Source organism: Halomicrobium urmianum, from assembly GCF_020217425.1.
Taxonomy (GTDB): Archaea; Halobacteriota; Halobacteria; order Halobacteriales; family Haloarculaceae; genus Halomicrobium; species Halomicrobium urmianum.
The window spans coordinates 2,566,777-2,592,709 of the sequence record NZ_CP084090.1 but is presented as its reverse complement, the minus strand read 5'-3'; the positions used below and the strand labels follow the sequence as shown (position 1 = coordinate 2,592,709).

The following is a 25,933-nucleotide window of genomic DNA, read 5'->3' as shown; positions in this document are numbered from 1 at the left end:
CGGGGACGCGTCAGCTCGCCGCTACCACTCGGCGACGCTGCCGTCCTCGTGGCGCCAGACGGGGTTGTGCCAGTCGACGGTCTTCTCGGCCTGCCGGCGGACGTGTTCCTCGTTGATCTCGATGCCCAGCCCCGGCTCCTCCGGGATCTGGACGTAGCCGTCGCGGTACTCGAACACGGACGGGTCGGCGAGGTAGTCCAGCACGTCGCCCGTGTCGTTGTAGTGGATGTTGAGGCTCTGCTCCTGAATGAGCGCGTTGGGCGAGCAGGCGTCGACCTGGATGCAGGACGCGAGCGCGACGGGTCCGAGCGGGCAGTGGGGCGCCAGCGCCACGTCGTAGGCCTCGGCCATGGACGCGATCTTGTTGACCTCGGTGATGCCGCCAGCGTGGGAGAGGTCGGGCTGGATCACGTCCACCGCGCCGTTCTCGAAGACCTGCTTGAAGTCCCACCGGGAGTACATCCGCTCGCCGGTGGCGATCGGGATGCTCGTCTTCGCCGCGATGTCGGGGAGCGCGTCGTTGTGTCCGGGGAGGACGGGTTCCTCGAGGAACATCGGCTCGTAGGGCTCCAGCGCGGCGGCGAGGCGCTTGGCCATGGGTTTGGTCACGCGGCCGTGGAAGTCGACGCCGACGTCGACCTCGTCGCCCACCGCTTCGCGGACCTCCCGGAGCCTGTCGACCGCCGCCTGGACCGTTGCGGGGTCGTCGACGCGTTCCATCTCCTCTGTCGCGTTCATCTTGAGGGCGGTGAAGCCCGCATCGACCTTCTGGCGGGCCTCGTCGGCGACCTCGCTGGGGCGGTCGCCGCCGATCCACTGGTAGACGCGGACGCGGTTCCGCGCGTTACCGCCGAGCAGTTCGTGGACGGGGGCACCCATCTGCTTGCCCTTGATGTCCCACAGCGCCTGGTCGACGCCCGCGATGGCCGACATGAGCACCGGCCCGCCGCGGTAGAACCCGCCGCGGTACATCGTCTGCCAGTGGTCCTCGATGTCCGCCGGGTCCTCGCCCAGCAGGTAGTTGTCCATCAACTCCTCGACGGCGGCCCGGACGGTCTTCGCGCGGCCCTCCACGACGGGCTCGCCCCAGCCCACCGTCCCGTCGGCCGTCTCTACCCGGAGGAACAGCCACCGCGGCGGAACCTCGAACAGTTCGTAATCGGCGATGCGGCTCTGCTCTGGACCGCGGGACGTATCAGAACTCATATTTTGGATAGACAGGGGTGTCGAGCGGGTGTCGACGTGTCATGCGGAGCGCTGGTGAGACTGCGCCGTACGGCTGGCTGATGATTCTATCGTCGGTCGCATCGTCGCTAACTTTGACGAACACCTACATAATAATTCCGCCTACCGCGGGCGTTCGGCGACGCGTTCCCCGCGTGCGCTGCCGGCGTCGTCGCTCGGCCGCTGGCAGTCGGCGCATTTGCTAACCGTTCACAGTGTGCAAACAGTTTTACCGCTCCCGACGCTTACTCCCTGGTATGACCGAGAACGCGTACCGGGTTTCGACGACGGAAACGAGCTTCCGGATCGTGGAGGCCATCCGGGACGAACCCGGATCCGGGGTGAGCCAGCTGGCCCGCGACCTGGACCTGTCGAAGGGGGCGGTTCACAAGCACCTCCAGACGCTAGCGGACCTGGGCTACCTCGTCCGGGAGGACGACGGCTACTACCTCAGTAACCGGTTCCTGAGCCTCGGCGTCCGCGCCCGCAAGCGACTGCCGCTGGAGCTCATCCGGCCCGTCGTGCGGGGCCTCACGGACACGACCGGCCACATCGCGAACTTCATCGCTCACGAGAACGACCGCGGCGTGTACGCCCTCCGGATCGAGCCGACCGAAGACATGCCGACCGGTATCGCCGAGGGGGAAGTGGCGCCGCTGCACGCGACCGCCGGCGGCAAGGCCATCCTCGCCTTCCTGCCCGACGAGGAGCGGGCGGACGTGCTCGACAGTTCCGGGCTGTCGGAGTACACAGACAAGACGATCACCGACCGCCGGGAGCTGGAGCGGGAGCTGCGATCGGTCCGCGACAGGCGCGTCGCCTTCGACCGGGAGGAGTTCCAGGTGGGCCACCAGTGCGTCGCGTCGCCGGTCATCGGCCGGGACGGCGAGCCCGTCGGCGCCGTCAGCGTGACCGGCAGCGACTACCACATGTCCGGCAAGCGCCTGGAGGAAGACGTCACCGGGCTGGTCACCAGCGCCGCCAAATCGATCGAAAACGACCTGCTTTCCCGGTGACTGGTCGATCCCGGGCCGTTTTCCATCCGTGAACGCCCGGTCGAGACCGCCGCTTCGGACCCGTCGCCCGTATAGCCGGCGTCGTCACGTCCGACTGTGCGATGGCAACTGTCTCTAATTGGTTATGTTCGCGGTCGCCACTGGACCTGTAGTAGAAACTGAACGCACTGACACACTCGAAGGGGCACCCGGGGTGCCCCTCGATGTGTAAATAGTTTCAATTTCTACTGTAATTAGGTACGTTAGTAACACTGCGGGGGGAGTCTCGCTGTCCCGTCCGCGCGTTCAGCCGCGACGACTCCGCCGCGATTGGCACCGCTCTGGCGGCGTTCTCCCGTCCGTACCGTACACGATGCGTGAACGACGTGGCCGTCTCCGGAGATACTAACGGCCGTACAGTTGTTATGTAGGGTGTCTCTCAGGGGTCCGGATCGGCAGAGTGCCTCGCGATACTCCGGGCCGCGCGTGCGTCCGCGTACTCGCGCGAGGCCGATGCAGGGATTCTCATCGGCGGTCCGGTCAGTCCCCCGCGGCCCACTGGACGCCGTTCCGGAGCAACGCCCGGACGCCTTCGTTCGTCACGGCAGGGGTCCCGTGGCCGAGCGAGCAGTAGAATACCCGTCCGTCACCGTAGGGTTTCGTCCACGCGACGGGCACGTCGGCGTGGTCCGGATGGTCCACCCGCGCGAGCACGCGCACGTCGTCGTCGACGTCGACGACGTACGGCTCGTCCCAGACGGTGACGTCGTCCAGGTCGGCCGTGATCGGATGGTAGTGGTCGACGACGCGCACGTCGAACCGCGTCTGTTCGGGATGGGTCAGGAAGTGGCCGCCGACGAGGTCCCTGAGCTCGGGGAACGGTTCGTCCCGGGAGCCGATGAGTTCGCCCGGATCGTCGGCGGCCGTGCTGGTGAGGTCGGCGGCGCAGTGGAGGCCGACGTATCCGCCGCCGTCCGCGACGAACGACAGCAGGCCGTCGCGCTGCTCGTCGGTCAGCGTGCTGTCGGTCGTGTAGTCCAGGACGGCGTCGTACCCCGCGAGGTCGACGAGGTCGTCCCTGTCGGTCGTCAGCGTCACGTCGGCGACGCCGTCCACCGCCGCGGCGATCTCGGGACCGCGGTCCTCGAAGCGGTGGAACGGGAAGCGGTCGCCACCGATCGCGAAAACGGAACGTACTACCATATACCCGTCCACCGGCGGCGGTGGCAAGAAGCTATCGCTCCCGGAACGCGCTGCGACGCCGACGGTCACGGATCCCGGGAACCGCGGTCACTCCGACCGGTCGTCCGGGAATGCCGCCGGCAGCGGCTCGGGGCGCCGGCAGTCCGGATCGATCGCGACGTGTTCGCCCGTCTCCGAGGACCGGCGGATCCCCGACAGCACCGAGAGGACGTGGCGCGCGAGGTCCCCGCTCGTCCGGTGGGCCCAGTCACCGCGGATCGCCCGGGCCAGGTCGGCGACGCCGGCCCCCCGGCCCGCCGTGTACCGGTGGCTCAGTTCGACCGTCTCGAAGGCCTCGCCGCCCGCGTTCCGGACCCGGACCGGCCCCTCGAAGTGGTTGGGGTCGGGCAGCGCGAGCGTCCCCTCCGTCCCGTAGATCTCGAACGCCGGTGACGGGAGCGTCGATCCGCCCGGGGCGTCGAAGCTCGTGAGCAGGTTCGCGGTCGTCCCGTCCTCGAACTCGACGATCCCCGACTCGTGGGTCGGCACCTCGACGTCGATGGTTTCGCCGTGGCGGGGCTCGCTCGTGATCGTCCGCTCGTCGGACGCCCGCGTCACGGATCCCGTCACGCGACTGGCCGGACCCAGCAGCGAGACGAGCGCGGTCACGTAGTACGGGCCCATGTCGAACAGGGGGCCGGCACCCTCCTTGTAGTAGAAGTCCGGGTTCGGGTGCCAGGACTCGTGCCCGCCTGAGGTCCAGACCGCGGTCGCGCCGACGGGCTCCCCGATCCGACCGTCGTCGATCAGCCGCCGGCAGGTCTGGAGGCCCGCCCCGAGGAAGGTGTCGGGCGCGGAGCCGATCAGGCGGTCGGCCTCGTCGGCGGCGTCGATGATGGCCGTCGCCTCGTCCGTCGTCGTCGCCAGCGGCTTCTCGACGTAGACGTGCTTGCCGGCCTCCAGGAGCCGGCGGCAGGTCTCCGCGTGGGCCCCCGGCGGCGTCAGGTTGACCACGGCCTCGACGTCGTCGTCGACCGCCAGTTCGTCGACGGTTCGCGCCCGCAGGCCGTACTCCTCGGCCGCGTCCGCAGTGCGGTCCACGTCGAGGTCCGCGCAGGCCGTGACCTCGAAGGCGTCGAAGCGGTCGTTCCCGGAGAGGTACGCGTCGCTGATCGTTCCGCAGCCGAGCACGCCGACAGAGACGGGTTCCATGGGTACCGGTCCGGCGGAGCGGGCTGTTAAACCTGTCCTTCCGCGCCGCGCGAGGCCCGGCTGTCACCGCCGGTGTATTTATCAGTGAGGCAACCATGCTGAGGGATATGACGTACGGACCCGACGCCGTGCACGAACTTATCGTCGAGTCCGGGTGGTCGTATCCGGTGAGCGCGGGGCGGCTGGAGCGGAACATGCCCATGGAGAACGTCGTCATCGACGAGACGGGGAACTCCATGATGCTGTCCGAGCTCCTCCACGACGCGGACGTCGACCGGTTCGAGAACCGGGACGACCTCGAACGGAAACTGGGGCCCGTCTGTGAGGCGGAGAGCCGCGCCCGCCAGTCCGGGATCGTCGACCGGCTCAAACGGGCCTTCTTCGGCTAACATGAACAAGCTTCGCGCACTCTCCCGGGGCGGCGGTGGGCTGGTCGTCGCGGTCGCGCTCTGGGCGACGGTCCACTACGGCGGGACGCCGCTCCGGTTCGCCACGGCCCTGTTCGTCGGCGTCGTCGGCGCCGGCCTCCCCGCCGCCTTCGCCTGGCTCAAGGGGGCCGTCAGGTCGCTGCGGCGGCGATTCGCCGACGTGGACGAGGGCTTCAGCGCGGAACAGGGGTCGATCTTCGTCTCGGAGGGAGTCGTCGACGACGCCGTCGACTGCCTGGAGTCGATACGGGCGGCCCTCGGCGACGACGAGCGGTTCGACGAGGTGGAGCGCGAGGCGTTCGACGAGGGGCCGGGCCTGTCGGTACTGCACGGCGGCTTCCACAACTCCTTCGTCCGAATCACCGGCGCCGGTCGAGTCGTCGTCACCGGCGCCTCCGAGCAGACCAGCGCCCTCGCGGCCCTCGTGAGCGAGAGCCAGTCGCTCTCCTTCGAGCGGACGCGGGACAACCCGTTCCGGGGGACCGAACCGGTCCGCGGTGCGCCGCGGGCGTTCCTCGGCGTCCTCGTCTTCGCGGTCCTCCTGGTCGGGTTCAACTCCGTCGGCGCCGCGGCGTACACGGCCGACGCGTACAACCCGGCCGAGCGGATGGTGCTGGTGGGAATCGACGCCCAGGGGGACGTCGACCCCGGCACCTCCGGGACCGAGACCAGGCTCTCGAAGGCCGCCTTCATCGTGGACGTCGTCGACGAGGGGTCGCAGGAGGTCCGGTGGGTGGAGAACGACACCGACCGCGTGGTCGAACAGGGACGACAGGCGCTGGCGGTCTCGCGCGACGCCCGGGCGCTTCTGGAGACGGTCCGCAGCGGATCGCCGACGGCAGACCAGCGCGACCGGGCCGACCGCATCGAACGCCGGCTGGTCGAGGCGGAGCGCTCCGTGGCGGACGCCCTCGAGGAGCGAGCCGACCGGGGCGACCTCGACGAGACGGCCGAGATCAGGCGCGTCAGCGAACGGCTCCGGGCGAGCGGCGGGGCGTCGGCCTGATCCGACTCCGCGGTCGTCGACCGTCGCTTCCGCGGGTCGTCGTGAGCCCGCCCCGACACCGCTGCTCGTTCCGTCTTTCGAAACGACCGATCGAGGAGAGTCCGATTCGTTCCACGCCTCTTTCGGCGGCTCGGCGGTGGACAGGGACTTCGACGGGCCGGAGACACGAAAGAGTGTATTTCAGAATTACCGAATAGTACTTGTCGAAGAGTATTCGAGAGACGTCGACCGGACGCACGCCATTCCGTCGATCAGATAGTGGAACGTACCAACGTATCTGACGCGGCTCACGCGTCAATCGTCCGGTTTCACTCCCGGAAGAATAGTGTTTGATAATGTGGGACATACTACCGAGACGTTGACTGTCTATAACAGCGGTACTTCAGTTACTACATCGAACGTCGCCACGGCCCCAGAGTGAAACATGAACAATTGTTATCAAATATTGAATTCATTTATAGCACCACATGCAATCCAGAGGGATGTGATAGCTGTTCTAACGGGCAAAGGTCGCGGCGAAGACGGCCGCCGATCAGCGACGTCGCTCCGACAGAAGTTCGCCGGACGGCAGCGTTCACGCGCGGCGCTCTGTCCGGGGGTCGCTCCCGCTGGGTCGGGGGCGCCCGCCACGTTTGCGCCACCCTGTTCGTGCTCGTCGGCGAGCGGTGCGGCCCCGTCGACGGGTCTTCGATGGATCGCTTCGCCGTCAGAGGGCCCGGTTGCGGACGATCGGTCGATCGTCAGTCTCCGGACTCGACGGCGGCGTGGTGCACGCACTGGACGCCGAGCTGGCCAGCGTCGGGGTTGATGACGTGCGAGAAGAGCGTGTACGCCTCGGCGCTGACAGTCGATTCGGACGCGGATCGTTCGTAGACAGTCGCGGTGACGGTGTACCGTCCCCAGACGAGCGCGGTTCCGTAGGCCTCCGCCAGCGCGGGCCCGGCGTCGGTCGCCGTCGCCCGGTCCAGCCATCGGTCCAGAAACAGTCCGATCGCCGTCTCCCGAGGGCTCCGATAGGTCGCCTTGTGGCGGTGCTCCGGCCGGGCGGAGACCTCGAGTTCGTTCGGCCCGTGGAAGTAGCTCACGTTGATGGCCCCCTCGATCGACCACCCCTCGAGGCCGGTGCTGACGGCCGCGTCGACCGGTGCGGGGCGAAGGACCGCCGGGTGAACGTCCGTCGGCGGCGGCGGACACGGGCTCGCGACCGACGGCGTCGTCTCGGTGACCGTCTCCGCTACGGGCGCGGGGGTGACCGTCTGTTCGACCCCGATTCCGACGTCCGCCGATCTGTCGTGGCCGACCGAAGACGCCAGCGCCAGGCCGAGCAGGCCGAGGACGACGACGCCGAGTGCGACCGCCGTGGCGCCTGCGCGCCCCTCCGGCAGGCGCGGCCGCGGCATCGACGGCATCCGCGGCGTCGAAGGCATCCAGCGCCCGGGGTGTCGCTCCCGCTCGGCGAACGCTTCCGGCCCGAAGTGATCGGCCAGGAGGTCCGACAGGCGGTCGCGGTCGACGGCGTACAGCGCCATCCGGTGGAGGGCCGGCGCGTCGATCACGCGCGCCCCGTCGCCCAGTCGCTCGCCGTCGAGGACGTCGCCCACGACGACCACGTCGGCGTCCCCGGGGTCTGCAGGGAGCGACTCCGCGACGCGGATCGTCAGCCGTTCGACGCGGTCGCCCTGCGCGGCCCGAACGAGAAGGCGTCCGTCGCCGGTGTCGTCCACCCGCCAGTCGCGCGCGTCGTAGACGTCGGCGACCAGTTCGGTCAGCGCCCCGCGGTCGAGCCGCCGAACGTGGTCGACGAACTCGTCGCGGGGCGGGCCGGTCATGGTCTACAGTCGGTCGCGGAGGTCGGCGACGACCGCGTCCGTACCCGCGTCCCCGCCGAGGTCCGGCGTCCGGGGGGCGTCGGGATCGGCCAGCTGTTCCCGGACGGCCGTCCGGAGCCGCGTCGCCGCCCCCGTCTCGCCAAGGTGTTCGAACAGCATGGCGCCCGAGAGGACCGTCGCGAGGGGGTTTGCGATCCCCTCTCCGGCGATGTCCGGCGCGCTCCCGTGGACCGGTTCGAACATCGACGGCGCGTCGCCGTCGACGCAGAGGTTCGCCGACGGCGCCAGTCCCATGCTCCCGGTGACGATGGCGCCCAGGTCGGTGAGGACGTCGCCGAAGAGGTTCGAGGCGACCACGACGTCGAACGCCTCCGGTCGTCGGACGAAGTCCATCGCGGCGGCGTCCACGAGCAGGCGCTCCACCTTGACGTCGGGGAACTCCTCGCTCACGTCCGCGACGACTTCGTCCCACAGGACCATGCCGTAGGCCTGGGCGTTGGACTTGGTCACGTTGGTCAGTGTTCTCTCGCGCTCGGCAGCGGCCTCGAACGCCGCTCGGACGACCGTCTCGGTCCCCTCGCGGGTGAACACCGCGCTCTGGACGGCGAGCTCGTGGTCGAAGCCGCGGTGCTCGCGACCGCCGACGTCGGCGTACTCGCCCTCGGTGTTCTCGCGGAAGACGACGAAGTCGATGTCGCCACCATCGGCCCGCTGGTCCGACGAGCCTCCGCTCGCATCGCTCGCGGAGACGCCCTCGTAGCCCCGGAGCGGGCTCTCGACGCCGTCGTAGAGCACCGACGGCCGCTTGCAGACCTGCTGGTTCAGCCGCTTCCGTATCGGCAGCATGAGCCCGCGGAGGGTCACGTGGTCGGGGACGTCCGGGTGGCCGACGGCACCGAGGAAGACGGCGTCGTGGGCCCGAAGCCGCTCGATACCGTCGTCGGGCATCATCGCCCCCTCGTCGAGGTAGCGCTGGCTCCCCCAGTCGAACCCGGTGTACGACAGGGAGGCGTCTTCGAGGTCCGCGGCGCGGTCGAGCAGCGGTCGCGTCGCCGACACGACCTCGGTGCCGATGCCGTCCCCGGGGATCAGTGCGATATCGTGTGACACGCGTTCGAATGGCGAGGAGAGCGCGCAAAAGCGTTCCGGGGCCTCAGTCGGCTGTCGTGTCCGACTGTTCGACCGCCGTGGTCACGTCGACGTCCGGGTAGCCGTGGGCGAGCGCCTCGTCGGTCCTCGCGTCGAACAGGTGGACGTCGTCCTCGTCGAACGTGAGAGCGACCGTCTCGTCCTCCGTCGGTTCGACTTCCGTCGGGGCGCGCGCCCTGAACTCCCGTCCGGCGACGTCGAGGTAGATGAAGTTGTCCGAGCCGACCACTTCGACCACGTCGACGGTGGCCTCGATGCGCTTTCCCGGCGGCGCCTCGGCGTCGATGCGGACGTCCTCGGGCCTGACGCCGAGGACCATGTCCGTCTTCGAGGGGTCGAGCTGCTCGAGGAAGCGGCTGCTGACCGCGTAGCTGAAACCGTCGCCGACGAGCGTGCCGGCCCCGTCGGTGTCGCGCTCCAGTTCGACGTCCCGGAAGTTCATGCTGGGGCTGCCGATGAAGTCGGCGACGAACTGGTTGACGGGCTCGTGGTAGACCTCCTTGGGTTCGCCCACCTGCTGGAGCTCGCCGTGGTTCAGGATGACGATACGATCGGCCATCGTCATCGCCTCCTCCTGATCGTGGGTCACGTACACCGTCGTGATGCCGACCTCGGAGTGGATGCGCGCGAGTTCGGTGCGCATGTGCTTGCGGAGCTTCGCGTCGAGGTTCGATAGCGGCTCGTCGAACAGGAACAGGGACGGTTCGCGGACGATGGCCCGACCCGTCGCGACGCGCTGTTGCTGCCCGCCGGACAGCGAGGAGGGCTTCTTCTCGAGGAGGTCCTCGATGCCCATCATCTCGGCGGCGTTCTCGACGCGGCGGTCGATCTCCTCGTCGTCGAGGTCGGTACTCAAGTGCAGGCCGTAGGCCATGTTCTGGCGGACGGTCTTGTGCGGGTACAGCGCGTAGGACTGGAACACCATCGCGATGTCGCGGTCCTTCGGCGCCTTCTCGTTGATCCGCTCGCCGCCGAGTCTGATCTCGCCCTGGGTGACCGTCTCGAGGCCGGCGATCATCCGGAGCGTGGTCGACTTGCCGCAACCGGACGGGCCGACGACGACGATGAACTCGCCGTCCTTGATGTCCAGGTCTAGCTCCTCGACCGCGACGATCGTCTCCGCTTGCGTGTCGAACACCTTCGTGACGTTATCGAGTTCGAGTCGTGCCATGGTTTATCATTGAGGTTTCCTTCGTTGCGCCGTCATATATTCATTAGTGCTCTGTTCGCTCCGAGATCGGCGTAACAATCCGGTCATCCGCCTCCCGGGGAGCCGCCGAGGCCCGCGCCGACGTAGCGCCGGGACAGGCCGTAGAAGATCACTGGCGGTGCGACGAGCAGCACGAGCGACGCCATCAGCACGTTCCACTCCCGGAGCACGTCGCTTCCGAGGATGTAGTAGATGGCGACGGTCGCGGTCCGGTTCGCCTCGTCGGTCGTCAGGACGAACACCCACAGGAAGTTGTTCCAGGCCGTCAGGAAGGCGAACAGCGCCGCCGCGGCGACCGCGGGGAGGCTCAGCGGGAGCACGATCCGCAGGAAGGCGGTCAGTTCGTTGTGGCCGTCGATCAGCGCCGCCTCCTCGATGTTCTCCGGGATGCCCTGCCGGAAAAAGCCCTGGAGCAGCCAGATATTCTGTGGCAACACGAAGATCGAGAGCGCGATGATGATGCCCGTGAGGGTGTTCACCAGATCGAGGAAGAAGAACACCTCGTACACCGGGATCGTCAGCACGATCCAGGGGAACATGATGGTGAACACGGCGGTGTAGAACAGCGCCTGTCGGCCGGGGAAGTCCAGCCGCGCGAAGGCGTATGCGCCCGGAATGGCGAAGAACAGCGAGATGATCGTCGCTGCGATAGAGACGATGATACTGTTGCCGAAGTACGTCTGGAAGGCGAACCGGTCCCAGATCGCGAGGTACGAATCGAGCGTGAGCAGGCTGATGTCCGGGATGAATCCGGTGTCGGGGCTGATCGCCGCGATGTTGGTCAGGATCGACGTCCGGATCACCCAGTAGTACGGGACGACCGCCCACAGGGTGAACGCGGCGATACCGGCGTACAACAGCAGTTTGGCTCGTTTGTTTTCGTTGAGCATACCTGCTCACCTCAGACGTAGAGGTCCTCCTCTTGGTCGATGGCCTTCACGTAGATCAGCGCGGCCGTCATGGACAGCAGCACCATCGCCATCCCGATCGTGTAGGCCCGCGCGAAGTTGTTGTTGACGAAGGCCACGCGGTAGGTCAGGATGCTGAGCAGCATCGTCCTCGTCCCCGGGCCGCCGCCGGTCAGCGCGAACGGCTGGTCGAACTCGGCGATGTTCCACGCCGTCCGCAGCGCCAGGATGACGATAGTTGGAATCAGCAGACGCGGCACCGTCACGTCGCGGAACCGCTGGAGACGGTTCGCACCCGACTGGGCCGCCGCCTCGTACTGTTCTTTCGGGATGCTCGAGAGGGCCGCGGCGTAGATGATGGCCGAGTACGCGTAGTCGTGCCAGGTCTGGGCGATGATCAGCGAGACGAACGGCCAGAGTCCCGTCGCGAGGAACGACGGCGTGTCTACCCCGAATATCGCGAACAACTTCGGCAGGAACCCGAAGTCGTTGTCCAGGAACCACATCCAGATCACGCCGCCGGCCAGCGGCGCCGAGAAGTACGGCGACATGATCACGGCGCCGATCCAGTCCTTCACCGCGTCTTTCAGTTCGTTCAGCAGGAGCGCGGCGAGCAGCCCGAGGGCGAGCTGGAGGAACGTGGTCCCGGCCACGAAGACGATGGTCCACCCGAACGCGTAGACGAACAGGTCGTTCGTCACCAGCCACTGGTAGTTCGCGAGCCCGACGAACTCGCCGGGCTCGCCGAGTTGCGTGTTGGTGACTGTCATCGTTACTCCGCGAAAGATCGGGTAGTAGAACAGGGCCGTGAACGCGAGGAACGTCGGCAGGATGAACACGTACCCGGCCCAGTTCTCCCTGAGTCGATCCGTGATCGTCCGCTCGTCGAGCCCGTACTCCTCGCGTATCTCCTCGCGAGAGCGGGCTTGCTCTTGGGCCATAGTCTGATTGGGAGAACTGATGCCTGCAGAATAAATCTTTGCCATATGTTGACGAACCACAGGATAGACTGGACCGTAACGGACCGCGGCGGGCGGGCGCGGTCGAGCGGCGGGAGGCGAGCGACGGCGCCGACCGAGCGGCGGGCCCGCGGACGGCGGCTCGCTCCCCCGCGCTCAGGACGGGACCTCGCCCTGGTTCTCCTCCTCGAGGCGGGTCATCACCCGGTCGCGGACGAGCGACGGCGTCTCGTCGACGCTGTGCTGGCCGGCGATGGCCTGACTGATGGTCTCGTTGATGTCCGTCCAGCGGATCGGGTCGCTGGGCCAGACGTTCCAGGGACCGCCGGTGTTGCTGTACTGGTCGCCGTAGTCGACCATGTTCTGCAGCGCCTGCTCGAAGTTCTGCGGCAGGTCGTACTCGTCCCTGAGCGTGTCCAGTTTGGAGTCCATGCCGGGGATGGCCTCGTAGTGTTCGCCCCACGCGGGGAGGACGAAATCGTCGTCCTCGAGCAGGTACTGTCCGAGGGCCCAGGCGCCCTCCTGCTCCTCGTCGCTGACGTCCGCGAAGATAGTGTGGGCCTGCTCAAGCGCCCAGACGTGGCCGCCGTGCTGGCCGGAGTGGCCGGCGAGGTCCTCGTTGCCGATCATCTCGCCGAACCCCTCGTCAAGCTGGGGGTTCGGTAGCAGCATGAAGTCGCCGTCGCCGCCGTTCCAGCCGATCTGGGCGTCCTCGCTGACCGAGTACCAGCGGTTGGCCGTCGGCAAGGCGTACGTGAACGAGGCGACCCGGCCGCTGAGCATCAGCGACGGGATGTCCTCGTCGCCCCGGGTCGCGGCCTCGTCGCTGCTGAACTGGTTCGCCAGCTGGACGCAGCCCTTGATCCAGCCGTCGGTCTTCTGGCGGTCCTCCTCCATGTCCTCGTTGGCGATGACGACGTCGGGGTCGGTGCCGTCGCCGCGGATCCACGGGTCGGTACCCTCCGTGTACGCCGTGCGGGCGTAGCCCCAGTAGGACTCGAGGTCGCCCGGGACGCCCGTCTCCTCGTAGGCGATGATGTCCTGGTTCTCGTCGATCCGCTGGAGGACCTCGTAGAACTGGCTCCAGGTCTTGAGGTCCTCTAGCGGGTTCTCGACGCCGGCCTGCGAGAAGGTCTTCGGTCGGATGCCGAGGTTGCTGTTGGTGTTGCGGATCGCCCCGAGCGACCACCAGTAATCGCGGAACGCCGAGACCTGCTGACCCGCGGACGTGAGCCCGTCGGGGAGCGTGTCGCTCTCCTCGAAGAACGACTGGTGGTCGGCCAGCCGCCCGTCCTTGAGGTACTGGATGCCGAGGCCACCGCTCTCGGCGAGCGCCGGGACGTTCCCGGCCGAGACGGCCGACGTGATCGTGTTCTGGATGTCGCCGTACGACGCGGTCTGCAGGTCGGCCTCGTACCCCTCGTTCTTCGACGAGAAGTCCTCCATCGACGACTGGAAGTGCTCCTGGATGTCGCCGTTCTCCACGGCGTTCGCGGAGATGAAGGTGATGCTGGTGGTGTCGCTCCCACCGCCGTCGCCACCCCCGTCGCCCTCGGTCGCGGTGTCGCCACCGCCGTCACCGTCGCCGCCGTCGCCGCCACCGCCACCGTCGCCGTCGCCGCCGTCGCCACCGCAGCCCGCGAGGGCGCCCAGCGCACCCACGCTGGCGGCTCCGGTCGTCATCCTGACGAAGTCACGGCGCGACGTCTCGCCGTCCTCCTCCGCCACGGGATCGTTCATGGATTCGCCACTCTTGTCACTAGTTGGCATGCGACAGAAATTGACGTTCGCTAACATAAATAATTAATCACCAATTTTACGGCGCCGGCAGTTGCAAAATTCGTCTAGGACGCTCGATACTTATTTACCCCGGGGGGACCACGTCGTAGTGTGACACACGAAGAGCTCGCTAGCGGGGTGCAGCGCGTCTGCGACGTCGTCTCGACCGCGCTCGGACCGTTCGGCGCGAACAAGCTCCTGATACAGGCGGACGGCACCGTCACGGCGACCGCTTCGTCGACCGAGTTGCTCGACCGGCTGGACGTCACTGATCCCGCGGTGACGCTGCTCGAGACGGCCGCGTCGGGCTTCGGGGAGCGCTACGGCGACGGGACGGGTACCGTCGTCACGCTCGCCGGGGCCTTGCTCCGCGAGGCCGATCGGCTCGCGGAGGAGGGGCTGCACCCGACGGCCGTAGAGCGAGGGTACCGCGAGGGACTGGACGTCGCGCTCGACGCAGTCGAACGCGACGCCCGACCGCTGTCGGCGTTCGGATCGGCGGCCGTGGCCAGGACGGCGCTGACGGGCACGCGCACCCCCCAGACCCGACGAACCGTGGCCGACCTGATCGCCGAGGCCGTCGAGGACGCCGGGTCCGAAGCGAGCCAGGCCGTCCGCGTGGTCTCGAAGACCGGCGGTGCGACCGCCGAGACGGACCTCGTCCGCGGGACCGTGCTCGAGCGCGGCCCGGTCCTCGACGCGATGCCGCGCTCGGCCGACGGCGGCGTCGCGGTCCTGTCCTCGACCGTCGACGTCCCCCACGTCGGGAGCCAGACGGGCCGGGTCACCCGGCGCGTCGTCCTCGACGCCGACTCCTTCGAGGACAGGGAGGCCGTCGCCGAGTACGAGTCCGACGCGTTCGGGGAGCGGCTTCAGGCGGTGCTGGACGCCGGGTGCAGTGCGGTGATCACCGAGCGCGCCATCAACGAGCGGGTCCAGGCAGAACTCGCGGCGCGGGGCATCCTCGGCGTCCAGCGCGTGGACGCGGACGAACTCGCGGGAATCGCGCGCGCCACGGGCGCGACCGTCGTCCCCACGCTCGAGCAGGTCACCGAGGACGCGCTGGGGACGGGAACCGTCTCCGTCCAGCGGAAAGCCGGGTCTGACGTCACCGTCGTCAAATCCGACGCAGGCGAGCCGACCTACACCGTGTTCTGCCGCGCGCCGGACCCCCGGAGCGCCACGGCGTTCGAGAACTCCGTCGACGCCGCCGTCGCGGCCACGGCCGCCGCGGTCGGGGACGGACGCGTCGTGCCCGGCGGGGGCGCCGTCGAGGCGACGGCTGCCCGGGCCGTCGACGAAGCGGCCCGGTCGATAGGCGGCCGCCACCAGCTCGCCACCGAGGGCTTCGGCCGAGCGATGACGGCCGTTCCCCGGGCACTGGCCGCGACCGCGGGGCTCGACGCGGGACGCGCGGTAATCCGCCTGCGCGTCGCCCGCAGCGAGGGGCGCGACGCCGTCGGAATCGACGCGCTCGCCGGTGAGGCGACGGACGTGCTCGGGGCGGACCCGATCGTCGAGCCGCTCTCGCTCAAGCGCGAGGTGTTCTCGGCCGCGACGGACCTCGCGGTCCAGCTGATCAGGATCGACGAGCGGCTCGACGCGACCGACCTCGGTGACGAGGAGCCGGACCCGCCGGACGACGTCCCGATCAGGGAGGGAGAACTCTGACGGCGCCGGCCGCGACCGTCTCGGCCCGTCCGATCAGTTCCGCTCGGGCCGCGGCGTGTAGCCCGGGAGCCGGACGTTCGGGTACAGCACGGCGTCGATCGTCAGCAGCCGCTCGGTGACCGCGGCGGCCGTCTCGACGGCCTGCGAGAACACCCGGCGGGGCTCGACGACGCCCGCCTCCCACGCGTCGACGGGTTCGCCCGTCTCCGGGTCGACGCCGGCCGCCGCGCGACCGGCGGCGTGGGCCGACCGCAGTTCGGTCAGCGAGGCGACCGGGTCGTGTCCAGCGTTGCGCGCGAGCGTCGCCGGGAGCCGCTCGACGGCGTCGGCGAAGGCCTCGACGGCGAGCTGCTCGCGACCGCTGACCTCGGCCGCCCCGTCGCGGACCGCGGCCGCCACGGCCATCGACGGCGCACCCGCGCCGGGGAGGACCTGTCCGTCCATCGCGGCGACGGCCGCCGTCTCGAGAGCGTCCTCGACGGCCTCCCGCCGGCGCTCCGCCTCCCCGGCCGTCCCCCCGTCGGCGACGAGGGTGTAGACGGGGCCCGGACACCCCTCGAACGCCGTCCAGACCTCGTCGCCGACCCGTCGCTGGCCGACGCGGTCGGCCTGGCCCAGGCGGTCGTCGGTCAGGTCGCGCAGGTCCGAGACGGTCGTCCCGCCGGTCGCGCGGGCGAGCCGATAGACGTCCTCCTTCGGGTACTTCGCCTTGTCGACGACGGCGAGCCCGGCCGACTCGAACGGCCGGACGATCGACTCGTCGAGTTTCTCCATGCAGACCAGCACGTCGACCCCGCGGTCGACCAGCGCCTCGGCCGTCGAATCGATCCGCGTTTCGAGTTCCGACCGGTACCGCCGGGCCGCGTCGGGGGAGGAGAGCTGCACGCCGTCGCCGCCGTCCAGCACGCTCGCGGTCTCCTCGAAGTCGATCTCCGCGTCGAGGATCGCGACCGTCGCGTCCTCGATCGGCTCGGTGACGCCCAGGCCGTTCGCGCCGGCGTCGTCCGGTCGCGAGAGCATCAGTCCGTCGTAGACGCCCGCCTCGGCACCCGGCCGGGCGAGCACCCTCGCGTCGTCCGTGTCGATCCACCCGTCGTCGCGCTCGTCGGCCAGCCGCGTGACCGTCTCGCCGATCCGGTCGGCGAGACGACGCCGCACCGCCGGATCGAGGTTCGTCGTCATCGTCGTGGCGGCCACGTCCGCGAGGGTCCCGCGGTCGCCGGCGTCGACCGGCCGGGCGAGGTCGTCCAGTACCTGCCCGGTGCGGGCGCGGGCGATGCCGTACCCGACGACGACGCTACTGGGTGCGAGCCCCCGATCGATCAGCTCGAAGCCCTCGTCCATGAACGCCCCGGCCAGCAGCACCGCTGCGGTCGTCCCGTCGCGCAGGCCGCTGCGCATCCCGTCGACGCCGTCGACGAGCAGGGCCGCGACAGGATGGGCGAAGCCGTCTCCGCGCTCGATGGCGTCGAGCAGGCGACCCGCGTCGTCCACTCTCACCAGTTCCTGCTGGTTCTGCGTGTCCTCGGTGGCGACGAGCTTCTCCATCCCGTCCGGACCGAACGTCGACTCGACCAGGGACACCGTCGCGTCGACCGCTCCCCGCACGTACCACCGCGCGTCCTCGTCGCGCATCGTCCACTCGCCCCGATCGACGTCGTTCAGGGCGACACCGTCGTCTGTCTCTCTCTCGGCGGCCATGCAACCCATTAGAGATGTCGGTGGGTTAAAGCTTCGTGCCGGCTCCCCCGCTCACTCTTCGAGTCCGAGTCCGGACTCGCCGGGCGCGGCGTGCTCGCGGACGACGTCCGGATCGAGGTCGATCCCCAGACCGGGCTCCTCGGGCACCTGAATCTCTCCGTCCCGGATCAGCGGCTCGTCGCGGCCGTGCAGGTCGTCCCACCAGTCGACCTCGCGGGCGTGGTACTCCAGGGCGAAGGCGTTCGGGACGGTCGCACAGGCGTGGACGCTCGCCATCGTCCCGATCGGACTCGAGATGTTGTGCGGGGCGACCGGGACGTCGAAGGCGTCCGCGACCGTGGCGATCTTCCGGAACTCGAAGAGCCCGCCAGCCTTCTGCAGGTCCGGCGCTATCACGTCGACGGCCTGCTCGGTGAGGAAGGGGAGGAAGCCCTCCACGCGCGTGATGTTCTCGCCCGCCAGGATCGGCGTCGACGTCGAATCGGTCACCGCCCGGTGCGCGTCGACGTTCTCCGGCGGGACGGGGTCTTCGAGCCAGGCCAGGTCGGCGTCCTCGACGCCCCGGGCGATCCGCTCTGCCGTCTCGACGGAGAAGTTCCAGTGGAGGTCGAACCCCAGGGCGGGGCTCGATCCGATCGCGTCCCGAACCGCCCGAACGACCTCGACCTTGTGCTCGACGGCGTCGTTGGACAGGCGGCGCGTGGCGGTGTCCGCCGCCTCGGTCCGAACGTCGAGGTCGAACTTCAGCGCGTCGAACCCCTCGTCGACTACCTCGCGGGCGACGGCTGCGTAGGACTCGGGTGAATAGATCTCCCGGGGGTCCGCGTCGGGCGCGTCGCCGGCGTGACAGTCGCAGTAGATCCGCACCGCGTCGCGGTACTTCCCGCCCATGAGCTGGTAGGCCGGAAGCCCGGTGAGCTTCCCGACGACGTCTATCAGGGCCGTCTCGATTCCGCTGACCGCGGCCTGCGAGTATCCCAGCGACCCGCCCAGGCCCGACAGCAACTGCGTCATGTGTTCGACGAGCCTGTCGACGTCGAAGGGGTTCTCCCCGACCAGTCCCGGCCGGAGGAACGCCACGTACTCCGACGCGGGGCCGGGAAACGCCTCGCCGAGGCCGTACTCCCCGGCGTCGGTCTCCACTGCGATCAGGTTCCACGGGAAGTTGCCTTCGACGACGACGCAGCGGACGTCGGTGATCTCGACGTCGCGCTCGTCCGCACGGCGCGCGTCGGGGGTTCGGAGGTCGCGCCATCCCACTCCGCCGCGCATGTCGTCGACGAGTCCCCTGTACTTCGAGTCCGTCGGTTCCGTGCCGGGTGCCATGGGTCCGGTGTATCGGGGCTAGTGCTTAATCGTTGGTACCCGGTGCCCGGGCGAGTCGTACGGGCTACCCAGCGGCGCCGGCGACAAACCTTTTGACCGGGTGCGCCGAACCGGGGGCTATGCCGTACTTCAGGGGCGAGGAACTCGCCGACGTGTACGCCGGGGCGAAGCGCGACGGGTACGGGTTCGTCGCGAGCAACGTCACGCACCTCGACATCATGACTGGGCTCGTGAACGGGGCGGCCGCCGCCGACTCGGACATCGTGCTCCAGGTCAAGCGCGACACGACCGAGTACGTCGGGAACGGCGACGTCCGGGCGGGAATGCGTGCCCTCGACGCCCACCTCCGCGCGCTGAGCGAGGGGGTCGACGTGGGGGTCTTCCTGAACGTCGACCACGTGGCCGCCGAGGACGAGGCGATGATCGACGCCGCCGTCGAGGAAGCCAACCCGTCGTCGCTGATGGTCGACGCCTCCGACCGGGCCTTCGAGGGGAACGTCGAGCGGACGCGCGCGGCAGTCGACCGACTGGCCGGCGAGGACGTCCTCGTCGAGGCGGAACTCGGCACGATCAGCGGGACGGAGAGCGGCGAAACGACCGACGAGGCGTTCTACACCGATCCCGAGGAAGCCGTCGAGTTCGTCGACCGCACGGGCTGTGACCTGCTGGCCGTCTCTATCGGGACCGAACACGGGGTCTCCGCTGGCGTCGACCTCGACCTCCGGGTGGACCTGGCGGCCGACATCGACGCTGCCCTCCGCGAGCGCGGCTTCGACGTACCGCTCGTGGTCCACGGCTCCTCCGGGCTGACGCCCGAGCAGGTATCGGCCCTGATGGAGACGGGCGTCTGCAAGCTCAACACCAACACCCGCTACCAGTACGAGTACGCGCGCACTGCCTGCGAGTTCTACCGCGACGAGGCCGACGCGATCCTGCCGCCCGAGGGCGTCGAAGACGACAGAGCGACCTTCTTCGCCGACGCCGACTGGGCGCCCGACAAGCGCCGGTTCGACCCGCGCGTGGTCGGCGGGGAGATCCGCGAGCGGATCGCCGACGTGTACGGCGAGCTCGCCGCGGTGTCCGGGAGCGCCGGCCGGAGCCGCTCCGCCGACGGGGACCGATGACGCTGCTGCTGGGGGTCGACGCCGGCCTCACGACCACGACGGCCGTCCTGTTCACGCCCGGCGGCGAGGTGGTCGGGCAGGCCAGTCGCGAGACCCCGACGGACCGGCCCGGGCCGGGGCGGCGCGAGGTCGACCTCGACGACCTGTGGGCGACCGTCGCCGGCGCGATCCGTGCGGCGATCGGCGACGCCCCAGACCCCGCCGCCGACGTCGCCGCGGTCGGGGTCGCCGGCCACGGCCACGGGCTCTACCTGCTCGGCGGGGACGGCGAGCAGGTCCGGCCCGCGATCAAGTCGACGGACAGCCGGGCCGCGGATCTGGTCGAGGAGTGGGAGGCGGACGGCACGGCCGACCGGATGCGCGAGCGTCTGGGATACCCCCCCTTCGCCGCCGACCCGCTCAGCCTGCTGGGCTGGCTCGACCGGCACGAGCCGGACGCGGTCGACCGGGCCGAGACGCTGCTGTTCTGCAAGGACTACCTGAAGTACCGCCTCACCGGGCGGGCCTGCACTGACGAGATGGAAGCGAGCGTCTTCTACGGCCCCGGGGACGACGGGTACGACCGCGGAGTCTTCGACGCGCTCGGCCTGCGCGCCTCGCCCGGCCTCCTCCCGGACGTCGTGCCCAGCTGGCGGTCGTGCGGGCGCGTGACCGAGGCCGCTGCCGAGGAGACCGGCCTGAAACCGGGGACCCCGGTCGCCTCGGGGCTCCACGACGTCGGAGCGACGGCGCTCGGGACGGGCGCGCACGAGGGCGGCCAGGGCGTCCTCATCGTCGGGACGTGGGGCCAGAGCATCGTCGTCCTCGACGACCCCCTGACCGGCGTGGACGACGGGGCGCCGCCGGGGCTGACGCGCCGGTTCCTCGCGGACGGTTACCTGCGGTACAAGGGCCTGCGATCGGCCGCCGTCTGTCTCGACTGGTTCACCGACGAGGTCGGCGACGAGTGGCGACGCCGGGCCGAGCGCGAGGGAATCGGCGAGTACGACGTGTACGACCGCGTGGTCGAGGGCGTTCCCGCCGGTGCCGAGGGGCTGCTCTTCCACCCGTATCTGGACGGCTCGACCGACGATCCGACCGACAGGGGCGGCTTCTACGGCCTCACGACGGACCACACGAAGGCGCACATGCTCCGGGCCGTCTACGAGGGGGTCGCCATCGGCCAGAGCGCCCGCCTCGACGAACTGGCGCCGGACGGCGGGCTCTCCGACGTCCGCCTGGGCGGCGGCGGGGCCCGCAGCGCGGTCTGGAGCGACGTCTTCGCCGCCGCCGTCGACGACCCGCTGCTGGTCCCGGCGGGCGAGGAGGTCGGGGCCCGCGGTGCCGCCGTCTGTGCGGCCCTCGCAGCGAACGTCCACCCCGACCACGCGACCGCTGTCGACGCGATGGTGTCCGTCGCGCGTCGCCACGAACCGGACCCGGCGGCCGCCTCGGTGTACCGGGACCGCCGGGCGGTCTTCGAGGACACCCTCGCGGCGATTCGCCCCACGTGGAAACGCTTAACCGCGGCGGCCGAAACGGAGACGACAGATGACTGACTCAGCGAAACGGTGCCTGCTGTGCGGCGATCCCCAGCAGCCCAGCGAGGCGATGTACGAATCCGCCGGTCACCTCCAGGACCGGGGGGTGACCGTCGAGCGGATGGACTGGCGGGCGGACCTCTCCGGGGCCGACTTCCGCGACGTGACGATGGACATGGAGGAGCGGGGCCCCAGCGACTACGACGCGAGCGCCATCGTCGAGAACGTCGCTGGCGTCGAGTTCCTGGTCGTGCACAAGGCGCCCGTCTCGCGGGCGGTGATCGAAGCCGGCGAGGACCTTGAAGTGGTCGCCGCGGCACGGGGCGGCGTCGAGAACCTCGACGTCGAGGCGGCCGCGGAGCACGGCGTGACCGTGCTGCACGCGCCCGGGCGCAACGCGGACGCGGTCGCGGACTACGCCGTCGCTTTCGGCCTAGCGGCCCACCGCCGGATCCCCCATTTCGTCGAGACGACCGGCCGGGGCGAGTGGGCCCTGGAGTTCGATCCCGCGGGCCTCCCGCGCGACGTGCGTTCGCTCACCGTCGGCGTGATCGGCCTGGGGAACGTCGGGCGCAACGTCGTCGAGCGCTGGTCCGGGTTCGGTCCCGAGGTCCTCGGGCACGACCCGTACGTCGACGACGGCGATATCAAGGACCTGGGCGCGACGCCCGCCGGCTTCGAGGAGACGCTCGCGAACGCCGACCTCGTGACCCTGCACGTGCGCCTCTCGGAGGAGACGCACCACCTGATCGACGCCGACGCCCTCGAGGCGATGGACGACGACGCGCTGCTGGTCAACACGGCCCGCGGGGGCCTCGTCGACACCGACGCGCTCGTCGACGCGCTCGAAGCGGGCGACGTCGGCGGCGCCGCGCTCGACGTCTTCGAGGAGGAGCCCCTGCCCGAGGACCACCCGCTGCTCTCGCTGGAGAACGCCTGGCTCTCCCCCCACACCGCGGGTTCGACGCGGGACGCGGTCCTCAACGGTTCGCGAATCGTCGCCGATGACCTCGCTGCGATCCTCTCTGGCGAGGGGCCCGAGCACCGCGTCGACTGACAGCGGGAGTGGGCCGGTCAGTCGCGGAACTCGGCGGGATCGAACAGGACCTTGCAGGTGTCGCCGGCGAGGAACGTCTCGAAGGCCTCGTCGGCCTCCTCGAGGGAGAACCGCTCGTCGAGCATCGGTTCGGGGTCGACCTCGCCCGATTGGAGCATCCGCAGCGACCGCTCGAAGTCCTCGTAGGTCGAGGCGTAGGAGCACTGGAGGTCGATTTCGGCGCGGACCAGCGGCGAGTACTCCATGGTCGTCTCGCCGGTCTGGCCGACGAGGACGATCTGGCCGCCTTTCCGGACTTCGTCGACGGCCGTGGTGAGCCCGGAGGGGTGTCCGGTGGTGTCGAAGACCACGTCGTAGCCGATGCCGTCGGTCAGTTCCTCGCGGACGGCCTCGCGGTCGTCGGCGGCGACGTTCAGCGTCTCGAAGCCCAGTTCCTCGGCCAGCGGCAGGCGGTAGTCGGCGTCCGGGCCGACGCCGGAGACGACCACCTCGCCGCCCTGCGCGTCGGCGATCTGGGCGGTGAACAGCCCGATCGGGCCCGGTCCTTCGACGAGGACGCGGTCGCCGGCGCCGACCCGCGAGTTCTCGACGACCGCGCGAGCGCCGATGCTGATCGGCTCGGTCGTCGCGGCGTGGCGCGGGTCGACGTCGTCGGGAACGGGGTGGAAGTACCGCGCCGGCGCGGCGATGTACCCTGCGAAGGCCCCGTCGTGGTCGACGCCGGTGATCACGGCGTTCTGGCAGACGTTCTCCTCGCCGATCCGGCACTGGTAGCACTCCCCGCACGGCCGGATCGGCCGCTCGACGACTCTGTCACCGACGGCGAAGCCGGTGACGTCCGCGCCGGCCTCGACGACGCGGCCGGTGTACTCGTGACCGATGACGGTCGGCAGGTCCATCCGCTCGAACGCGCTCTCGAACTCGTAGATCCCGCCGTCGCTGCCGCACAGGCCCGCGTAGTCGACCTCGACCAGTACCTCCTCCGCGCCGGGCTCGGGCATCGGGCGCTCGACGACCTCGAGTGCACCCGCCTCTCGAGCCGTCTTTGCTATCGCTCGCATAGAAGCGATTTGCCCTGCCCCGGTCTTAGCTCTTCGGCCCGAACGGCGCGGCAGCGACCGGCGTCGCGGGAGAACGCGGGGCGGTACCTGTGTCGCCGGTCCTGCCGGAGATTCACACTCGAACGGCAGACGTATACTTTTACTGTGATATAATTGATATTGTCACATACGCGTCGACGGTCCGATCTCTGTGCGGCTACAGAACGGAGACAGCGCGATAACTAGTCGCAGGGAAACATTCTTGGTCAGTTGTATACTCTATCTAATTATTTAATAATTCATATAAATAAAATATTTATATAAGATATAATTATAGAAAAAAGGGAGACAGTATCTCTATCCGTGAGAGCGAAGAATCGCCCTGATAAAGGACACATAGGAACAAGCTGGGCTCGTCGTGGCCGGTTTCGGTCTCGCCGGCCCGGCGCCCGACTGCCAGAGCCCTGATTCGTGTCGGTAGCGAATCTATATCTACTCCGTTATGATTCATGATAGTATATGCATCTGTCTCTTTCATCTCTGGAAATATCGGATCGTGGGGCCCGTTGCAGCTGTTCGTCCTCGTCCAACCGCGGCGGCGTACCGGTTCGAACGGGCCGAGACAGACCGACTCGCGGCCACGGACTGATCACGACCGGCCGTTCCGGACTCGACGCTGGCCGTTTAGTATAACGGTCGTACCGGCATTACGTGATGCCGGAACTGTGCGGTGGCTGGGCGTAATTCCACGCACAGTGGACGGCAGATCGATCGGGGGACGTGGTGGGGCGGCCGACTGCCGGGCGCGTCGAACGGACGAAACCGATTAGCGAATGCGAGTGACGCCGATATCCGCGGTCACTCGTAGGTGCACCTGACCTCGACGACGTTCGACGTGTCGCGTAGCGTCGGTACCAGCGCGTCCCGGATTCGATCGTCGTCGAACCGCTCGCGGGGTCCCGAGAGCGAGATGGCCCCGACGACGGACCCGTCCACGATTATTGGAACGGCGACGGACCGGATCCCCTCGCGGCGCTCTTCGTCTTCGACCGCGTACCCCCTGTCGTGGACGGTCGCGAGTTCCTCTCGGAACGCTTCGGCGTCCGTGATCGTGTTCTCAGTCGCCGCCGGGAGTCCGTACGCGTCGAGGTACTCGTCGACGTACTCCCCGGAGCGTTCCGCGAGGATGGCCTTCCCCAGTGCCGTCCAGTGCATCCTCGTGAACTCGCCGATCGGCGCGTCGTCGTAGACGGCGTCGCTCCCCTCGGCCTGGTACAGGATCACGCGCCGCCCGTCCTCCTCGGCGCCAAGGTTGGCCACCTCGCCCGTCTCGGCCGCGATCTCGTCCAGTTCGGGTCTGGCCATCCCGTGGACGTCGTACCGGTCGCGGACTGCGACGCCGTCGCGCAGGAACCGGAGCCCCCGCCTGTACCCGTCGTCGGTCTTCACCACGTAGCCGACCGACTCGAGCGTCTTCAGGTGGACGTGCGCCGTGCTCGTGGGGATGTCCAGTTCGTCTGCAACATCGTTGATGCGGAGTGTTCCGGACCGCCGGAGGACGTCCAGAATGGCGAACGAGCGCTGAACGGCGCCGACCCGCTTGCCACCGTCGTCCGACGCGTCGGGTTTCATGCTGGCTCCTTCCGCGCCGATCCGGATAAAATCCACTATCCGTGGAAACCTTTCGTTCCCGGTCCGGAGGACCACTGTGAGCGCCACTCCGACCGACCGCTACCCCAAGCGTAAACCTGACGTGCGTCCCGAGAGAGCCATCGCTCGTACATGAGCGAAACCTCAGGCGACGCCGTCACCGTCGCGGACAAATCCGCGGTGGTCATCGGCGGGACGAGCGGGATCGGACGGGCCATCGCCCTCGCGTTCGCCGACGAGGGCGCGGACGTCGTCGCGTCGAGCCGGAGCGAGGACAAGGTAGCCGAGACGGCCGCGGAACTGCGGGAGCGCGGCGCGGAGACGACGGAGGTCACCTGCGACGTCCGCGACTACGGGTCCGTCGAGGACCTCTACGACGCGGCGGTCGAGGCGATGGGCGACGTCGACGTCCTCGTCAACTCCGCCGGGAGTGTCGCGCAGGCGTCGGTCACTGAGATGCCGGAGGAGGACTTCGAGCGCGACGTCGACGTCTGTCTCACCGGCGTCTTCCGCGCGTGTCAGGTGTTCGGGCGCGGCATGGACGAGGGGAGCATCGTCAACATCTCGTCGATGTCGGCCGACCAGGCCCGCGAGGAGCGGCCGGGATACTGCGCCGCCAAGAGCGGCCTGAACGGCCTGACGCGCGCGGCGGCGGCCGACCTCGCCCCGGAGGTCCGCGTCAACGCCATCGCGCCGGGCTTCGTCAAGACCGAGCTGGCCGGGCCGAAGATGGAGGACGGCTCCGCGTTCCGCGAGCAGGTCGACGGCCGGACGCCGATGGACCGCGTCGCGACGCCCGACGAAATCACGGGCGCCGCGGTGTACCTGGCCGGCGACGCCGCCTCGTTCACGACCGGCGAGATCGTCAGGGTCGACGGCGGCTACGACGACAGCGCGCAGTGAGGACGTGACCCGGCGCGGCCGCGCTTCGGGGCCCGCGTCGCTCCACCGGTCGGTCGCGGG

21 protein-coding genes are annotated in these 25,933 nt (G+C 69.1%); 8 read left to right on the top strand and 13 right to left on the bottom strand.

The features are described from left to right. Positions 1-21: 21 nt before the first annotated feature. Positions 22-1,206 carry a galactonate dehydratase gene (dgoD, locus tag LCY71_RS12905; protein WP_225333554.1) on the bottom strand — a complete coding sequence of 395 codons (1,185 nt, stop codon included), beginning with the start codon at positions 1,204-1,206 and terminating at the stop codon, positions 22-24. Positions 1,207-1,481: 275 nt separating this feature from the next. On the opposite strand from dgoD, the gene LCY71_RS12900 reads away from it, so the two are divergent. Next, positions 1,482-2,240, top strand: a complete 759-nt coding sequence (locus LCY71_RS12900; protein ID WP_225333553.1) for an IclR family transcriptional regulator — start codon at positions 1,482-1,484, stop codon at positions 2,238-2,240. A 519-nt stretch (positions 2,241-2,759) separates the two neighbouring features. Here LCY71_RS12900 and LCY71_RS12895 read toward each other — a convergent pair. Then, the gene (locus LCY71_RS12895) at positions 2,760-3,422 is read right to left on the bottom strand and encodes a ThuA domain-containing protein (protein ID WP_225333552.1); all 663 of its coding nucleotides are present in this window, start codon (positions 3,420-3,422) and stop codon (positions 2,760-2,762) included. Positions 3,423-3,509: 87 nt separating this feature from the next. Beyond that, entirely contained in the window at positions 3,510-4,613 is a 1,104-nt protein-coding gene (locus tag LCY71_RS12890; RefSeq protein ID WP_225333551.1) for a Gfo/Idh/MocA family protein, read from the bottom strand. Between the two features lie 107 nt (positions 4,614-4,720). Between LCY71_RS12890 and LCY71_RS12885 the strand changes: the two genes are divergently transcribed. Together LCY71_RS12885 and LCY71_RS12880 are read left to right on the top strand one after the other, a co-directional pair. Continuing rightward, on the top strand, positions 4,721-5,002 hold the full coding sequence (locus LCY71_RS12885; protein ID WP_225333550.1) for a hypothetical protein: 282 nt from the start codon (positions 4,721-4,723) through the stop codon (positions 5,000-5,002). Between the two features lies 1 nt (position 5,003). Further along, on the top strand, positions 5,004-6,047 hold the full coding sequence (locus tag LCY71_RS12880) for a hypothetical protein (protein ID WP_225333549.1): 1,044 nt from the start codon (positions 5,004-5,006) through the stop codon (positions 6,045-6,047). A 740-nt stretch (positions 6,048-6,787) separates the two neighbouring features. Here the strand turns inward: LCY71_RS12880 and LCY71_RS12875 are convergent. The 6 genes from LCY71_RS12875 to LCY71_RS12850 form a co-directional block, all read right to left on the bottom strand. Beyond that, positions 6,788-7,876: a hypothetical protein gene (locus tag LCY71_RS12875; protein ID WP_225333548.1), complete on the bottom strand. Its 1,089-nt coding sequence runs from the start codon at positions 7,874-7,876 to the stop codon at positions 6,788-6,790. Positions 7,877-7,879: 3 nt separating this feature from the next. Next, the gene (locus LCY71_RS12870) at positions 7,880-8,986 is read right to left on the bottom strand and encodes an isocitrate/isopropylmalate dehydrogenase family protein (RefSeq protein ID WP_225333547.1); all 1,107 of its coding nucleotides are present in this window, start codon (positions 8,984-8,986) and stop codon (positions 7,880-7,882) included. Positions 8,987-9,029: 43 nt separating this feature from the next. Next, complete coding sequence (locus LCY71_RS12865; RefSeq protein ID WP_225333546.1) at positions 9,030-10,196, bottom strand: ABC transporter ATP-binding protein; 1,167 nt, start codon at positions 10,194-10,196, stop codon at positions 9,030-9,032. 83 nt (positions 10,197-10,279) lie between these two features. Next, entirely contained in the window at positions 10,280-11,125 is an 846-nt protein-coding gene (locus LCY71_RS12860) for a carbohydrate ABC transporter permease (protein WP_225333545.1), read from the bottom strand. An 11-nt stretch (positions 11,126-11,136) separates the two neighbouring features. Continuing rightward, complete coding sequence (locus tag LCY71_RS12855) at positions 11,137-12,084, bottom strand: carbohydrate ABC transporter permease (RefSeq protein WP_225333544.1); 948 nt, start codon at positions 12,082-12,084, stop codon at positions 11,137-11,139. A 174-nt stretch (positions 12,085-12,258) separates the two neighbouring features. Continuing rightward, positions 12,259-13,872 (bottom strand): extracellular solute-binding protein, encoded by a 1,614-nt coding sequence (locus LCY71_RS12850; RefSeq protein WP_225333543.1) that lies wholly within the window; start codon positions 13,870-13,872, stop codon positions 12,259-12,261. A 120-nt stretch (positions 13,873-13,992) separates the two neighbouring features. Between LCY71_RS12850 and LCY71_RS12845 the strand changes: the two genes are divergently transcribed. Next, a complete protein-coding gene (locus LCY71_RS12845) occupies positions 13,993-15,552 on the top strand; it encodes a TCP-1/cpn60 chaperonin family protein (RefSeq protein ID WP_225333542.1) in 1,560 nt (519 codons plus the stop codon). 33 nt (positions 15,553-15,585) lie between these two features. Here the strand turns inward: LCY71_RS12845 and LCY71_RS12840 are convergent, their stop codons facing one another. Further along, the gene (locus LCY71_RS12840) at positions 15,586-17,253 is read right to left on the bottom strand and encodes a TCP-1/cpn60 chaperonin family protein (RefSeq protein ID WP_225333541.1); all 1,668 of its coding nucleotides are present in this window, start codon (positions 17,251-17,253) and stop codon (positions 15,586-15,588) included. 51 nt (positions 17,254-17,304) lie between these two features. Beyond that, on the bottom strand, positions 17,305-18,579 hold the full coding sequence (locus tag LCY71_RS12835) for a mandelate racemase/muconate lactonizing enzyme family protein (RefSeq protein WP_225333540.1): 1,275 nt from the start codon (positions 18,577-18,579) through the stop codon (positions 17,305-17,307). A 119-nt stretch (positions 18,580-18,698) separates the two neighbouring features. Between LCY71_RS12835 and fba the strand changes: the two genes are divergently transcribed. Genes fba through LCY71_RS12820 form a run of 3 tightly spaced genes read left to right on the top strand, consistent with a single transcriptional unit; the run spans position 18,699 to position 22,280 of the window. Next, complete coding sequence (gene fba, locus LCY71_RS12830; RefSeq protein WP_225333539.1) at positions 18,699-19,703, top strand: class II fructose-bisphosphate aldolase; 1,005 nt, start codon at positions 18,699-18,701, stop codon at positions 19,701-19,703. After that, the gene (locus LCY71_RS12825) at positions 19,700-21,241 is read left to right on the top strand and encodes an FGGY-family carbohydrate kinase (RefSeq protein ID WP_225333538.1); all 1,542 of its coding nucleotides are present in this window, start codon (positions 19,700-19,702) and stop codon (positions 21,239-21,241) included. The genes fba and LCY71_RS12825 overlap by 4 nt, the downstream gene beginning before the upstream one ends. Beyond that, on the top strand, positions 21,234-22,280 hold the full coding sequence (locus LCY71_RS12820; RefSeq protein WP_225333537.1) for an NAD(P)-dependent oxidoreductase: 1,047 nt from the start codon (positions 21,234-21,236) through the stop codon (positions 22,278-22,280). The genes LCY71_RS12825 and LCY71_RS12820 overlap by 8 nt, the downstream gene beginning before the upstream one ends. 17 nt (positions 22,281-22,297) lie before the next feature. Here LCY71_RS12820 and LCY71_RS12815 read toward each other — a convergent pair whose 3' ends face one another. Both LCY71_RS12815 and LCY71_RS12810 read right to left on the bottom strand, forming a co-directional pair. Next, positions 22,298-23,341, bottom strand: coding sequence for a zinc-dependent alcohol dehydrogenase (locus tag LCY71_RS12815; protein ID WP_225333536.1), 1,044 nt, complete (start codon positions 23,339-23,341; stop codon positions 22,298-22,300). Positions 23,342-24,178: 837 nt separating this feature from the next. Continuing rightward, the gene (locus tag LCY71_RS12810) at positions 24,179-24,952 is read right to left on the bottom strand and encodes an IclR family transcriptional regulator (RefSeq protein WP_225333535.1); all 774 of its coding nucleotides are present in this window, start codon (positions 24,950-24,952) and stop codon (positions 24,179-24,181) included. Between the two features lie 150 nt (positions 24,953-25,102). Between LCY71_RS12810 and LCY71_RS12805 the strand changes: the two genes are divergently transcribed. Next, positions 25,103-25,873: an SDR family NAD(P)-dependent oxidoreductase gene (locus tag LCY71_RS12805; RefSeq protein ID WP_225333534.1), complete on the top strand. Its 771-nt coding sequence runs from the start codon at positions 25,103-25,105 to the stop codon at positions 25,871-25,873. Positions 25,874-25,933 lie beyond the last annotated feature (60 nt).